The following is a 12,665-nucleotide window of genomic DNA, read 5'->3' as shown; positions in this document are numbered from 1 at the left end:
CCACGTCGAACGGCACCAACGGGGCATACGCCCGGCCGGTGCCGCCGATGCCGTGGTGCGCTCAGGCGTGGACCCGGGTGAGGGTGGGCTGACGGTCGTCCGCCAGCACCGGACCCGCCGCCGTGTGCGAACCCGACAGACCGGCCGTGACCTGTGCCAGGTCACGGCCCACACCGTTCGCCGGGCCGGCCGCGGCGATGGCGAGCGTCAGGACACCCGCGCCGGCGAGTGCGGTCAGAGCCGTCTTCGTACGCAGTGCGATGGAACGCATGGTGTATCCCCCAGGAAGAGACGGATCGTGAACCGGTCGCCGGGCCTTCCCCCGACGCCGCGACCGATGCTCTTGGGCTGCGATCCCCATGCCGTCCCCGCTGGTTCCCGTAGCAGGTCAGCCTCCCGGTACTCCCGGATTCAAGCGTTCCTCCAGCGATCCTCAAGCGCTCCCGACGCCGGCTGCCCGGTGAGCCGGCCCGGCCCACCGGGCAGCGCGCCGAACGGGCGGCGGGGGCAGGGGATCAGGCGACCCCGGCCACCCGCAGCAGCGCGGTCGTCGCCGCCGCTCCCACGACCACCACGACGAACGGTGCCCGCCGCCAGGCGAGCAGGACGGCCACCAGCACCCCGGCCGGCCGGGCCCACCCGGCGAAGCCGCCGCCCTCGGTCAGCGCGCCCGTGGCCAGCAGGGCGACCAGCAGGACCACCGCTCCGGCCGAGGCCAGCTCCTGGACCCGCGGCGGGACCGTCACGCGCCCGTGCAGCACCGGCCCGACCAGCCGGAAGGCGTACGTGCCGACGGCGAGGGCCAGGATCACGACGACGGTGGCGTTCATGCGGAGGCCTCCTTCCGGGCGGCCGGTCCCCGGTGCAGGAAGAGCCCGGCCAGAGCGACCAGCACCGGTACCCCGGCCGGCACCGCGGGCGTCACGGCCAGCGCCAGCGCGGCGCCGACCAGCGCGCACCGTCGTACCGCCGCGTCGGCGCGCAGCGCGGGCAGGACCAGGGCGACCAGGACGGCCGGGAAGGCGGCGTCCAGGCCGTAGCGGGCGGTGTCGCCGAGCGCGCTGCCGGCCAGTGCGCCCGCGAGCACACCGATGTTCCACACGGCGAACAGCCCGAGGCCGGATATCCAGAAGGCCCGCCGCTGCCGTACCGGATCGCTCTGGGCGAGGGCGAAGGCGACCGTCTCGTCGGTGACCAGGTGCGCGCCGAGGAAGCGGGCCGCGCGGCCGGTGCCGAGGATCTCCGCGACGGCCAGGCCGAACGCGGCCGTACGGGTGTTGAGCAGCAGCCCGGTGGCCGCCGCCGCGACCGGACCGCCCCCGGCGAGCAGCACGCCGACCGCGCTGAACTGGGCCGATCCCGCGTACACCAGCACGGACATCAGCACCGGCACCCACAGCGGCAGCCCGCCCGCGACGGAGACCGCGCCGAAGGAGACACCGACGATGCCGCTGGCCAGCCAGACGAGCGAGGCGTCGCGGACCAGCGAGCGGTCCCCGGACATGCCGGAGGACGCCGGGGAAATGGAGGGTGTCGGGGATATCGGGGTTGTTCGTTGTGGCGAACGCATGTTTTCTAGAATGGACAGCGAGCGCCCTGTCCGTCAAGGCGAACGATCGTACCGATGGAGCGAACGAGATGCATGAGGTCCCCGACCGGCTCCCGATGGACTGGATCGCCGCGTCCCTCAAGCGCGAGCGCGCCCGCGCCGGGCTGTCCCTGTCCGAACTGGCCAAGCGCGCCGGAATCGCCAAGTCCACGCTGTCCCAGCTGGAGGCCGCGAGCGGGAATCCGAACGTCGAGACGCTGTGGGCGCTCGCGGTGGCGCTGGGGGTGCCGTTCAGCGTGCTGGTCGAGCCGCCGGTGCAGAGCGTCCAGGTGATCCGCGCCGGTGAGGGCCCCGGCGTCGGCTCCGAGCAGGCCAGTTTCGTCGGCACGCTGCTGTCGGCGAGTCCGCCCGGGGCGCGTCGGGACATCTACCGGATCTGCGCCGAACCGGGCTCGGCCCGCGCGGCGGAGCCGCATATTCCGGGCACGGTGGAGCATCTGGTCGTCGGCACGGGACGGGTGAAGGCGGGGCCGGCCGGAGAAGAGGCGGAACTGGGTCCCGGTGACTACATGACGTACCGCGGGGATGTCGCCCACTCGTACGAGGCGCTGATGCCGGGCACGGCCTTCGTCCTCGTCATGCAGCACGTGTAGAGAAGTAGAGAATTCGCCGGGAATTCACAGAAGGCGGGTTCCCGGCAAAGGCAGGAGCCCCGTCGCCTTACGGCCGGGGCTCCTTGGGTACTGCACTCAGGTTCTGCGATCAGGCAGTGATCAGACGGGGGTGACGTTCTCCGCCTGCGGACCCTTCGGGCCCTGCGTCACGTCGAAGGAGACCTGCTGGTTCTCCTCGAGCGAACGGAAGCCCTGGGCGTTGATCGCGGAGTAGTGAACGAAGACGTCGGGGCCGCCGCCCTCCTGGGCGATGAAGCCAAAGCCCTTTTCGGCGTTGAACCACTTAACGGTTCCGGTAGCCATAAGCCCTCCTTGGGCTCAAAAGGGTTGCCCTGCTCCAGAACCTGCACGTGCGAAACGGTGCTGCACAACTGCAATCGTCTGAAAACGACGAGAGCCCGCGGTCACATGCTCCGCAGGCTCTGTACTGCAAGGGAAACCAAACTGCAACTTGCGGCGAGCCTAGCACGCGGGCACCCGAAAGCAATAGAGGGCAAGATCACTTCACCCGGATGTTTGAACGGCTGTTAGTCCGTTCGACGGCGGGGGCGGTCCCGGCACCGTACCGCACGGGGTCTAGTCTCGCGATGTGGACAATTCTCGCACCCGGCCACGCGTGGGCCACATCCAGTTCCTGAACTGCCTGCCCCTCTACTGGGGGCTCGCGAGAACCGGCACGCTCCTCGACTTCGAGCTGACCAAGGACACCCCGGAGAAGCTCAGCGAGCAGCTCGTGCGCGGCGATCTCGACATCGGTCCGATCACCCTCGTCGAGTTCCTGCGCAACGCGGACGACCTCGTCGCCTTTCCCGACATCGCCGTCGGCTGCGACGGCGACGTCATGTCCTGCGTGATCGTCTCGCAGGTCCCCCTCGACCGCCTCGACCGCGCCCGGGTCGCCCTCGGCTCGACCTCCCGCACCTCGGTCCGGCTCGCCCAGCTGCTGCTCGCCGAGCGCTACGGCGTCCAGCCCGAGTACTACACCTGCCCGCCCGACCTCAGCCTGATGATGCAGGAGGCCGACGCCGCCGTCCTGATCGGCGACGCGGCGCTGCGCGCCAACCTCCTCGACGGCCCGCGCTACGGCCTGACCGTGCACGACCTCGGCCGGATGTGGAAGGAGTGGACCGGCCTGCCGTTCGTCTTCGCGGTCTGGGCGGCCCGCAGGGAGTACGCGGAGCGCGAGCCGCTCATCACCCGCCAGGTCCACGAGGCCTTCCTCGACTCCCGCAACGTCTCGCTGGAGGAGGTCGGCAAGGTCGCCGAACAGGCCGCCCGCTGGGAGAACTTCGACGAGGCGACCCTGGCGCAGTACTTCACCACCCTCGACTTCAGCTTCGGCGCCCCGCAGTTGACAGCCGTCGCCGAGTTCGCCCGCCGGGTGGGCCCGACGACGGGGTTTCCGGCGGACGTGAAGGTGGACCTGCTGAGGCCGTGAGCCGTCGCGGTCCTGGCCCCGTCGACGCCGGGCCGGGGCGCCGTATCGGCCATCGGGCGCCCCCGGCCCCGTCCTTACCGATGGTGACCAACGGGCTGGAGGCCATGGGATGCCGGCGGTGTGAGATCCGCCCGTTCGGGCAGGACCCCAGGGCTACTGTCGGGCTGACTGGAGGGAAGGCCACCATCGGACTTGACGCGACTGCGGTCCGGTTCCGGAGTGGAGCGGGGATCGCTGCCTGTGTTTGGGCGTGCGGTCTGATCGTGCTCAAGGCGATGGCGGCCCCGGTTGCCTTGGAAATCCGGCGTCCGGGACCGTCGCGCTGTTGGCAGGGCTACTCGTCGCGGGTCACCCGGGCGTGATCGGTCACCACCCGGCGGAACAGCGAATGACTGGTACGCCCGGTGTGACGTAGAGCCCAGTCCTGGACGGCTTCCTGAGCTTCCTGCGGCCCGGAGTGCGCGCCGCAACTGGAAGCGGTGCAGTACGCCTCGTACACGACGCCGCCTTCCGGGGTGTGCCGGATGGTGTGTGAGACGTAGCGATAGACGGCTCGCAGACTCATGTGCACCCGCCCGAGCCGCTGTCGTCCCCGATGTCCGGGGCCTTGGTCCCGGGCAGCCGCATGCCGCGTGATTCCGCCACGCGCAAGGCGTCGTTCAGGCACTCGGCGAGCCGGATCCCGGCGAACCGTACTTCGGCATGCGGTGCCACCGGATCACCAAGCACCTTCCGGGCGAGGGCGAGCACGTCGGCGCCTGTGGCCAGTAGCACGGCCTCGATGTCGTCGGCCAGGCGCGACAGGTGCCCGCCTTCGCTGTCCGGCACGAGGTAGCAGGGATTCCCCTCGGGCGACAGCCAGGGCAGGAGGCGGACGGTGGTGACTGGCTTCACTAGGCAGCCGCCCCCTGCATCCCGATCAGGTGCTGGTCGAGGTCGATCCCGAAGTCGGCGGCGAGCACGAGCGCGAGTCGCCTACGTGCCTGCCGGGTGGATTCCCTCTCCAGCGCAGCGAGGTAGGGGCGTACGAGGAGTGTCGTGCTGCCGTCGATCGGCTCATGGAGGCAGTACGGCGAGCGGTGGGTGGGGAGTGGCGCGGGGGTGCGCCGGACGTCCGGCCAGGGGGTGGGATCCGGCGTGAGGGGAGGCCCGCCCGCGCGGCGCCGTCCTGTCCCGGGAGCGAGCATCAGGCTCAGTCGGTCGAGGATCCGGTGGATAAGCTTGCGCATGTCGGTCTGGTCCATTCAGATCGGCCATTCCCCGGGAGGTCTGTCCACCTCGCCGGGGTCTCCAGGGGCACGGTACAGGGTGGTTATGAGTGATATATAGCGGTGTGCCGTGCTCCACCGAACTGTGCAGGTCAGTGCTGTCGTACGTTGTTCGATATGGCAGAGCACCCGAGTGGGTCCCCCATCGACCCGAACGAGATCGCTTACGTATACATGCAGGTCGCGAACCACATTGCCGCGCGCATCAAGTCGGGCGAACTGCGGCCGGGGGCACGGCTGCCTGGAGAGCGAGATCTTGCTGCGGAATATGGCGTCGCTCACCTGACTGCGCGGCGAGCCACGCGAGAGCTTCGGGAGCGCGGGCTTGTCGTAACGCTTCCATCCAAGGGCACCTTCGTGGCGTACCGAGAATTGGACGGGGCGGCAGATGGCGGCCAGGAATAGCGCAAGAGCCGGAGACCTGCTGGCCAAACAGAGCTAAGGCTGAGGTCCTCGGCAGCGGCGGGACTATCACGCCCTGACGACCGGAACGGCGCAGGCTGCCTCCGTCCGTAGGCTGATCTTGGGGCAATTCGCTCTGGTGCGCCCGTTGTCAAACCCGTTACGGTATCGACTGTTCTCAGACCTCAACTGCCCCACCAGGAGAGCACCTTGGACCGCCGACTTCGCCCGCTCGCGACAGCAACCGCCGGCGCGCTGACCGTACTCCTCCTTGCCGCGTGTGGTGGGGGAGGCGGCGACTCCAAGGGGAACGGGAAGATCGCCGGAGCAGAAACGGGGAACGACACGCCTACTTCTCCGTCCGCCTCGGCGTCCAGTCCGGACGGGCGCCCGAAGTTCACCCTGCCGTCGGATCTGACGCTGACCTTCGAGGAGTCGAACACGGGGGACGCAACGAAGGATGCCGTACTGGCAGACAGCGCGGAGCGCATGCGCGCAGTGGACGCGGCGATCACCGGCACAGATTCCAAAGGCGAGGCGCTCGCCTACTACAACACGGGTAAGGCTCTCGAAGCAGCCGTCTCTTGGGTGGCTCAGTTCAAACAGGCCCACGCCACGGTAACGGGCGAGGTCCGCTACTACGACCGTAAGGTGACCCTCGAAACGAACAAGACGTCAGCGACACTTGTGTTCTGCGCTGACGAGAGCAAGGGCTTCAGCAAGGACATGAAGACCGGCAAGATCGCCAAGACGCCGGTCACGAAGAACAGTTACGTCCTCTACAACACCCGGCTCGACAAGAATGCCGACGGCGTCTGGCAGACGTCGCAGATCATTTCCAGCAGGGGGGCAACCCAGTGTCAGCCGTAGCCAGAGTCTCTGTCTGCGCGGCAGTTGTTGGCGCGGCGGTATGGATTTCCGGTCCGACGGCATGGGCCGACGTCGTTCCCGGAGGCAAGGGGACGGGCAGTGAGACTCAGGCCAACACAGACCAGAAGGACCAGACGGTTTCAGTGACCGCTGGTGCCGTCGTCTACGACACCTCCAAGAACGGCTCCGGCCAGTCAGCCGGCTCTGTCACTCCGACGACGACCTGGACCCCACCAGCCTGCTATTACGCCCCCAAGTACACCCCGGCGGAGCTGAAGGTTTACCTAGAGCCGATCTGGGCGGCGGAATCAACGGGTTACGAGTGGGACGCCCAACAGCGGGACCGCTACGTCAAAGGTCACCCGTACAAAGACTTCAACAAGGACAAGACTGGCAAGGGTTATTGGTGGGACTCGTACGTCACGCAGGGCCGTGAGGGTGATCCCGGAGCCCTTGCCTGCACCAAACCCATCTTCTGGGTGGACACGGGTACCGCTCCGCCGGCCGACATCCCCCAGGCCGTCACCCCGAAGATTCTTGCGGAACTTGCCTACAACGAGATCCGAGTCCCCAGTACGCGGGTGACACTGGCACCGACAGACGCTACGAAGGTCAACCTGCCCACATGGGCATGGCTGGACGGCGCTGAGTTCAAGCCGGTCTCAGTGACTGCTTCCGTTCCTCTGCTCGGCATCTCGGCGACGGCTACCGCGGAGCCTTACTCGCTGAAGATCGATCCCGGCACGTCTGACGCGGTCACCTATCCGGCGTCGGGAGTCTGCGATTTCAATAACGGCAGGATCGGCGAACCGTACGCGAACGGGAAAGCTGATCAGACGCCGCCCTGTGGGGTGAAGTACCTGCGCTCTTCCGGGAACAGCTCGTTCCCACTGAAGGCCACGATCACCTGGAAGATCCACTGGAAGGGCAGCGACGGCAACGGTGACGATCTGCCTGATGGCGAATTCGGGGCCACGCAGAATGTCACGGTGCAGGAAATCCAAGCCGTCAACCGTTGACCGGGTCACTGATGTCCTTGCCGATCACCTCCAGTGATCACCGTCCCGGAGACCACGAGCGACACCCGGTGCTGTTGTCTATGGCCCATGCCGGGGTATAGGCCTGTCGGCATGGCGCGAGTGCAACCCATTGGCCGGGTAAGGGGGCTGCCAGCCAGCGGGAGAAAAGCGCGCTCCTGAGCCGCGATGTCAAGGGCGGCCGCTGTCGCCGCTGTCCTTTCCGTCGGATGGCGAGGCAGCGCCGTCCGCAGCCACTCTGTGTCGGTCTTTTGCCGAGTAGCGGACGTTGATCGACCAGCCGATCTGCGGGAGTTCGGTGATCGGGAACTCCTCGTCGGTCTGCGCTTCGAACACCTCCCCGTCAGGCGCTGTGACCTCTAGCTTTAGGCCTACCTCGACTGTTCCGTCTTTGTGTACTTTCCGTGAGGTAACCTTCTTGATCTCCGCGCCCGCAGCGATGCCACGTTGCAACAGCTTTCTCTTTTGGAGAGTGGTTACAGCCTCCGCCATGCATACGAAAAGGACGGCGCAGACAACGGAGCCGACCAGGAAATAGAAAGGAGTGTTGTCTGTCTTGAACCCTGTGCAGTTCTCCATATGGCAGTTGTATGCGAGTTGAATGATCAGCATCGCGGCAACCTTCCTGGCCGGAACGCACTCGGGGGCCCGACGGGGCTGGCTGCTGCGCTGGGCCCGTCACATCCACACCCAGTGAGTCCTTCTCCGAATAGCGGACCGGGACGGTCCAGTCGCTCTTGGGTAGATCGGTGAGCGGGCATGGCACCGTCGTACGTCCCACGAACATTGCGCGGTCTGGCTCGAGATCGACTTGCGCGTAGGTCAGCGCGTCCCCGTTCAGCATCCGCCCGCCTCGACCTTGGTCCGTATCGCGTAGTCGTGTACGTACTTGCTCGCTGGGTTGCTAGTCGGCAGACCGTTCGGGACGGGGCGCGACGAGATGATGACGAGGCAGGCCCGGTACTTGGTGGGTCGTGACTCGCGCGTCTGATGTTCGAACTCGGTGCCAGTGATGACGTAGCTCTCCAGGGCGCCGGGCGGTGGTGTGGCCCAGTCGTCTGTCAGGCCGAGCCCGTTGCTTCGGGAGCCTTGTACTTCCTGGTCTACCAGTGACTTGAAACTTCCCGCATCGGTGGGCGCATCCCCGCCGCGCTCCATGTCGGCCGCGATGTCCTCGGTCGCTTGCACGACCTTGCTCTCGGTCCAGTGCTCGTCGTTCTCGAAGTTCCAGAGCATGCCAGCGACGATGAAGGCGAGGGTGACGACTATGGCGCGGGACACCACCACGAAGCCGAAGTTCCGTTCAACAGAAGTGTTCTCTTCGGCGGAAGTCTTCTCCGGCAGTCGCCGGTACACACGGATCACGTCAAACGCGGCGGCGGTCACGGTCACACCCGCAAGGAGAACGGCGTAAGTGTGGCCGTTCATGTTTCATGGTTCTGAGGTGTCGATTGCGTCACCACACAAAATCCTTTGACTTGATGCCTACTTGGTGGGCACGCGCAGGACATACGAGGAGCTACCCGCCATGACGAGGCTTCCCGAGTGCGCCGAGTAAGTCAGGGCATACGGGATGGAGCAGGGCAGCTTCGTCGCATCGACCAGACGGCCCGGCTTGCAAGCGGACTTTGCCGCGCTGCCGGTGTCGCCGGTTGCTTGCTTGACGATCAACTCGGCTTTGCCGCTGGTCAGATGGAGTACATATGAGCCATTCTCGTCGTGGGCTTTGACGTAGACACCGTTTGCGCCATCGCCCGTCATCCAGGCCACTTGGAGCGCCGACAGGTCGCCGGTCACCCCGGCGACACCGTGCAGCAGGGCGAAGGGGTGTGACGTGCCGCCGGGGTCGACCGTCCGGATGCCGCCGAGGGTCGGCTGATCGGCCACATAGACGCTGTTTGTTCCGCTCGCTACTTGGCCTGGTAGGAAACGGGTTCCGTTACGGTACGCGTCCGTCGGGATCTGATAGAGGCGGGTCAGAGTGTCGCCCTTGAGGCTCCAGATGACGTCCTCGTCCGTGATCAGGAGGGAGCCGTCCGAGCGTACTCCAAAGGGCGCGGGAGCTTTGTCGGCGAATCGGAATTGCTTCGCCGGGGCACTCTCCGGGGCCGGCTGCCCGGCCTTGCGCCCCAGACCCGAAGTACCGGCGAGTACCGCCGTTTGCTGCCCGTCAGCACTCAGTCTGACGATCTGGCCGCCGCTGCCGGTCGCCAGCGATCCGTCAGGCAGGGCGACGAGTCCGTGCATCCCGTCTATGTGCTGTTGCAGCGTCTTGAGCTTGTGGTCCTTTCCGAGGGCGACGAGGTTGACGAACATCCCGTAGACCTGGTCATTCCTGCCGACCGCGAGCCCCACGGGGATGTCGCCGAACCCGTCGTACGCAGCGCCCGTAGCCGTACTGAGAAGGACCAGCGCCTGTCCCTGCTTGGGCTCCTTCCAATCACCCCCTCCGCCGCCGCATCCCGTGAGCCCGAGTAGTACGACCGAAGCCGCTACAACTGTCAGCCACCGACCTCTGCCAACCGGCTTAACTCGCACCAAGGCTGAAAGCCTCCCTCATCTGCTGGTCGAACCCGGCGAGGCCGCCGTGTTTCTGGGCGTTGAGCCACCAGGTGTTGAATGCATCGCGGTCGTCGTCATTCTTGATGACGATGTGGCCCTGAACCCACTCCGGGTGGCCCGGAGGGGGCGGTACCTGCCACTGCTGCAGTTTTCCGGACTTGGCGAGCCCCTCCATCAGCGGCACCGCCATAGACGTCGACTCGCTGAACTTCATGCCCTGGTAATCGGCCTCCGCCGCTGCTTGTGCCCCGGACGGAAACTTGGAGCCACCGTAGGGAATGCCCGTCCAGATCGCGGCCTGTGCCCATTTCTCGGCGAGTTCGACCGCCGGCGCCCCCCCTGGAAGTGGCACGGACGCGGCAGCGCTGGTGACGATGTTGAACCACAAGAGCTGCTTGGCGTGCTCGGCGTCGGCGAGTGCCGCCTCGTCCATGTCCACATTGTGTCCGGCCTTGGAGATCTCGCCCCGCAGTTCGGCGAGCTTGTTGATGTAGTCGCCGTTGTCCCCTTCGACGCCGAGCTGAGAGGTGGCTCTGACCTGGGCGTTGATGGCCTGGATGACGTTGCCGGCGCAGTCCTTGTCCTTGTTCTCCAGAATCTCGCTGAGGAACGCCAGCGTGGTGCCCCTGGGTACCTTGATCGTTCCGTCGCCGTTCGGGGACGCCGCCTTCTGATCGGTGCCTGTGCTGGCCGCGAAGTCGTGTACGTACGTCGAGAACACGAAGGCCAGCGACTTCTCGATCTCCGTGTTGACCGGATAGAGGATCTTGTCATCGCTGCTCTTGTTCTTGTCGTCGGCGTACTTGGCCGCGCCGGCGTTGATGATGTTCGCCGCGGCCACGGCCGCGTCCTTGGCATGGTGCTCACGGTCGGAGGTGGCCGCTGTGATGATGGCGGCCGGAAACTTGGCGTCGTCGAAGTCGGTACCCGGGGTGGCCCAGTGGTCGTTCACCAGCTGCTGCGCCGCGAAGGAGCCGTCCTTGCCGGACAGCAGGGTCCGGGACGCGTCGGCGTTGTCGGCGAGTTTGGACAGGACGGCGAGGCTGGGGTCGTTGTCATCGATGCCCTGAACGATCGCGAACTGCTCGTCGCCGGTCATGTCGGCGGCGTTCTCCTTCAACCCCAGCTCGGAGTACCAGGCGTTCTTGGGGTCAGCGAAGCCTCCGGGGACATACCCGGCCAATGTCGTCTGACCATCGACATAGATGGGCCGCATGTCGTGTGCCTTGCGCCAGTGGAGCACCGCGTCACCCATCGAGGACAGGAAGCCAGGGTCCCACTCGCCCCCCTTCGGCCCGTACTTCATCAGCATCGTCGCCGACCACATGTCCGGCGGGTTGGTGAAGGTCTGGGTCAGGCCGGTCGGGATCTTGCCCGATGCCTCCAGCTTGGTGGCGGCGGCGAGGTTCGCGCCGAACTCGGCGAGAATGTTCTGGGAGTCCTTGCTGAGAACCTGGCCGTTGTGCGTGCCGTCCTCCGCGTGCAGTGACGAGGCGACCTGGGCCTCGAAGCGGTCGCCGCCCTGTGAGTAGAAACCCGACATGAAGTCGGTGTCGCCCTTCAGGGCGTCGGCGTCCTTTCCGACCGCGATGATGGCGGGTCGGGTCGGAGGCCATGTCGGGTCACCGGCCGTCGCGAGGTGGAGCAGGAAGGCGTCCTGCGCGCCCTTCTGGTCGCTGTGGGCACCGGGCGGCGTTCCATACGCGGTGAACGTCGTGTCGATGTAGTCCTTGTAGGTCTTGTAGTCCGCGTGCGACTGAGCGAGGGAGGACATGGCCGTTGCCGCGAAGTCCGCTTCGTACCCACCATGCATGGTGGGTACGACGCTCAGGCTGCCGTCGGCTCCGTGGGTGACCTGGTCGCCTGATCCGGCGGTCAGGGCCGACTTGAGGGCGTTGGTCATGTCCGGGTCGTGGCTCTGGTTCGCGTAGGCGATGAGCGACTTCAGGTTGCCCTGCAGGTCGGTTCCGGATCCGGTCCCGCCCATGTGGGCCAGGGCGTCGCGAGTCGCGTCACCGTTGGTGCCGAGTGCGTTGAGGTACAGCGTCATGGTGTTGGACGGCAGCCCCAGTGCGCTGTTCTGGGAGATCAACGACAAGTTCTGGTCGTGGTCCTTGGCGAAGGAATCCAGGACGTTGACCCGGGCGGCCCTCGACAGGAAGTCGGCGGGGAACTGGCCGTACTGGAGCATGGCTCCGCGGTTCCAGGCGAGGGCGTTGTCACCCTTGGGCGGTGGGGTCAGGTAGAGCTTCTTGACCTTGTCGAAGCCGGGTGCCGGGTAGCCGTCGCTGCACGCGGAGCCGAGTGCCTGGCTGTACGCCTTGAGGTCCTCGCCTGCGGTGGAACTGCCCGTGGAGGAAAGGAAGGTGGGGAGGTTCTGCGCGATGTTGGGACTGATCGCGGCATAGAAGGCCGAGCAGTAGTCGGGGTCGTCCTTGTGGGCCGCCAGTTGCTGGGCGATCTCGTGGTACTGCTCGGCGGAGTCGCCGGTCCCGTCGATCTTGTTCATGCGGTCGGCGAGGTCCTTGCCGTCCTTGCGGGCCTGGGCGGCGCTGACGACCGGCTCGGGGACCTGGACCATCGTGAGTCCGGGGTTCTCCCGTTCGAGGGCTGCCCCGAGGACCTGGTGGCGGGTGAGCGTGGACAGTTGGTCGTCGAGCCAGTTGCAGATGCCCAGGATCTGCGTCAGGTCACCGGAGTCGATGCCGAACCGGTCGAAGCGTGACTTGATGTTCGTGACGCTGTTGCGCAGGTCGCTCTTGTCCTTGTTGTAGGACGTGATCATGCTCTGCATGGCCGTCGGATCTATTGCCGAAAACTCGCCCACTTTTTGCTTCCCCGTTGGAGTCTCTTATCGGAACTTTG

The 12,665-nt window shown here is 66.4% G+C and carries 16 protein-coding genes; 5 read left to right on the top strand and 11 right to left on the bottom strand.

All coding sequences use genetic code 11. The annotated features are described in order from the left end of the window. Positions 1-61 precede the first annotated feature (61 nt). The 3 genes from BIV23_RS26150 to BIV23_RS26140 form a co-directional block, all read right to left on the bottom strand. On the bottom strand, positions 62-271 hold the full coding sequence (locus BIV23_RS26150) for a hypothetical protein (protein ID WP_071383419.1): 210 nt from the start codon (positions 269-271) through the stop codon (positions 62-64). Between the two features lie 244 nt (positions 272-515). Next, positions 516-830 (bottom strand): AzlD domain-containing protein, encoded by a 315-nt coding sequence (locus BIV23_RS26145; RefSeq protein ID WP_071383418.1) that lies wholly within the window; start codon positions 828-830, stop codon positions 516-518. Beyond that, entirely contained in the window at positions 827-1,570 is a 744-nt protein-coding gene (locus BIV23_RS26140) for an AzlC family ABC transporter permease (protein ID WP_071383417.1), read from the bottom strand. Before BIV23_RS26140 ends, BIV23_RS26145 begins: the two co-directional genes overlap by 4 nt. Before the next feature lie 68 nt (positions 1,571-1,638). Between BIV23_RS26140 and BIV23_RS26135 the strand changes: the two genes are divergently transcribed. After that, on the top strand, positions 1,639-2,202 hold the full coding sequence (locus BIV23_RS26135) for a helix-turn-helix domain-containing protein (protein WP_071383416.1): 564 nt from the start codon (positions 1,639-1,641) through the stop codon (positions 2,200-2,202). A 120-nt stretch (positions 2,203-2,322) separates the two neighbouring features. Here BIV23_RS26135 and BIV23_RS26130 read toward each other — a convergent pair whose 3' ends face one another. After that, complete coding sequence (locus BIV23_RS26130) at positions 2,323-2,526, bottom strand: cold-shock protein (protein WP_003974443.1); 204 nt, start codon at positions 2,524-2,526, stop codon at positions 2,323-2,325. Between the two features lie 286 nt (positions 2,527-2,812). Here BIV23_RS26130 and BIV23_RS26125 point away from each other — a divergent pair, with 286 nt between their 5' ends. Then, a complete protein-coding gene (locus tag BIV23_RS26125; RefSeq protein ID WP_071383415.1) occupies positions 2,813-3,661 on the top strand; it encodes a menaquinone biosynthetic enzyme MqnA/MqnD family protein in 849 nt (282 codons plus the stop codon). A gap of 334 nt (positions 3,662-3,995) precedes the next feature. On the opposite strand, the gene BIV23_RS46780 is transcribed toward BIV23_RS26125, so the two are convergent. The 3 genes from BIV23_RS46780 to BIV23_RS26115 are packed head-to-tail and all read right to left on the bottom strand — an operon-like array spanning position 3,996 to position 4,890. Beyond that, the gene (locus tag BIV23_RS46780) at positions 3,996-4,226 is read right to left on the bottom strand and encodes a DUF7848 domain-containing protein (protein WP_079173372.1); all 231 of its coding nucleotides are present in this window, start codon (positions 4,224-4,226) and stop codon (positions 3,996-3,998) included. Continuing rightward, the gene (locus BIV23_RS26120) at positions 4,223-4,555 is read right to left on the bottom strand and encodes a hypothetical protein (RefSeq protein WP_071383414.1); all 333 of its coding nucleotides are present in this window, start codon (positions 4,553-4,555) and stop codon (positions 4,223-4,225) included. Before BIV23_RS26120 ends, BIV23_RS46780 begins: the two co-directional genes overlap by 4 nt. Further along, the gene (locus BIV23_RS26115) at positions 4,555-4,890 is read right to left on the bottom strand and encodes a hypothetical protein (RefSeq protein ID WP_071383498.1); all 336 of its coding nucleotides are present in this window, start codon (positions 4,888-4,890) and stop codon (positions 4,555-4,557) included. The genes BIV23_RS26120 and BIV23_RS26115 overlap by 1 nt, the downstream gene beginning before the upstream one ends. Positions 4,891-5,046: 156 nt before the next feature. On the opposite strand from BIV23_RS26115, the gene BIV23_RS46775 reads away from it, so the two are divergent. The 3 genes from BIV23_RS46775 (at position 5,047) to BIV23_RS26105 (ending at position 7,220) form a co-directional block, all read left to right on the top strand. Further along, positions 5,047-5,334, top strand: a complete 288-nt coding sequence (locus BIV23_RS46775) for a winged helix-turn-helix domain-containing protein (RefSeq protein ID WP_079173383.1) — start codon at positions 5,047-5,049, stop codon at positions 5,332-5,334. A 207-nt stretch (positions 5,335-5,541) separates the two neighbouring features. Continuing rightward, positions 5,542-6,201 (top strand): hypothetical protein, encoded by a 660-nt coding sequence (locus BIV23_RS26110; RefSeq protein WP_071383413.1) that lies wholly within the window; start codon positions 5,542-5,544, stop codon positions 6,199-6,201. Continuing rightward, a complete protein-coding gene (locus BIV23_RS26105; RefSeq protein ID WP_071383412.1) occupies positions 6,189-7,220 on the top strand; it encodes a hypothetical protein in 1,032 nt (343 codons plus the stop codon). Before BIV23_RS26110 ends, BIV23_RS26105 begins: the two co-directional genes overlap by 13 nt. A 189-nt stretch (positions 7,221-7,409) precedes the next feature. On the opposite strand, the gene BIV23_RS26100 is transcribed toward BIV23_RS26105, so the two are convergent. From BIV23_RS26100 to BIV23_RS26085, 4 genes are all read right to left on the bottom strand, one after another. Further along, positions 7,410-7,850, bottom strand: a complete 441-nt coding sequence (locus BIV23_RS26100; RefSeq protein WP_071383411.1) for a hypothetical protein — start codon at positions 7,848-7,850, stop codon at positions 7,410-7,412. Between the two features lie 225 nt (positions 7,851-8,075). Further along, a complete protein-coding gene (locus BIV23_RS26095) occupies positions 8,076-8,630 on the bottom strand; it encodes a hypothetical protein (protein WP_071383410.1) in 555 nt (184 codons plus the stop codon). 93 nt (positions 8,631-8,723) lie between these two features. After that, on the bottom strand, positions 8,724-9,554 hold the full coding sequence (locus BIV23_RS26090; RefSeq protein ID WP_143079117.1) for a hypothetical protein: 831 nt from the start codon (positions 9,552-9,554) through the stop codon (positions 8,724-8,726). A gap of 211 nt (positions 9,555-9,765) precedes the next feature. Next, complete coding sequence (locus BIV23_RS26085; protein WP_143079116.1) at positions 9,766-12,627, bottom strand: DUF6571 family protein; 2,862 nt, start codon at positions 12,625-12,627, stop codon at positions 9,766-9,768. Between the last annotated feature and the right edge of the window lie 38 nt (positions 12,628-12,665).

It is taken from the genome of Streptomyces monashensis (assembly GCF_001866665.1).
Classification (GTDB): Bacteria; Actinomycetota; Actinomycetes; order Streptomycetales; family Streptomycetaceae; genus Streptomyces; species Streptomyces monashensis.
Note: the sequence above shows the minus strand (reverse complement) of the source record. Positions and strands in the feature narration are given on the sequence as shown.

Excerpts from the sequence above, each read along its gene's own strand:
- BIV23_RS46775 (WP_079173383.1), top strand. The coding sequence starts at position 5,047 with ATGGCAGAGCACCCGAGTGGGTCCCCCATCGACCCGAACGAGATCGCT.
- BIV23_RS26090 (WP_143079117.1), bottom strand. The coding sequence starts at position 9,554 with ATGTTCGTCAACCTCGTCGCCCTCGGAAAGGACCACAAGCTCAAGACG.
- BIV23_RS26130 (WP_003974443.1), bottom strand. The coding sequence starts at position 2,526 with ATGGCTACCGGAACCGTTAAGTGGTTCAACGCCGAAAAGGGCTTTGGC.
- BIV23_RS26140 (WP_071383417.1), bottom strand. The coding sequence starts at position 1,570 with ATGCGTTCGCCACAACGAACAACCCCGATATCCCCGACACCCTCCATT.
- BIV23_RS46780 (WP_079173372.1), bottom strand. The coding sequence starts at position 4,226 with ATGAGTCTGCGAGCCGTCTATCGCTACGTCTCACACACCATCCGGCAC.
- BIV23_RS26150 (WP_071383419.1), bottom strand. The coding sequence starts at position 271 with ATGCGTTCCATCGCACTGCGTACGAAGACGGCTCTGACCGCACTCGCC.
- BIV23_RS26135 (WP_071383416.1), top strand. The coding sequence starts at position 1,639 with ATGCATGAGGTCCCCGACCGGCTCCCGATGGACTGGATCGCCGCGTCC.
- BIV23_RS26100 (WP_071383411.1), bottom strand. The coding sequence starts at position 7,850 with ATGCTGATCATTCAACTCGCATACAACTGCCATATGGAGAACTGCACA.
- BIV23_RS26115 (WP_071383498.1), bottom strand. The coding sequence starts at position 4,890 with ATGCGCAAGCTTATCCACCGGATCCTCGACCGACTGAGCCTGATGCTC.
- BIV23_RS26145 (WP_071383418.1), bottom strand. The coding sequence starts at position 830 with ATGAACGCCACCGTCGTCGTGATCCTGGCCCTCGCCGTCGGCACGTAC.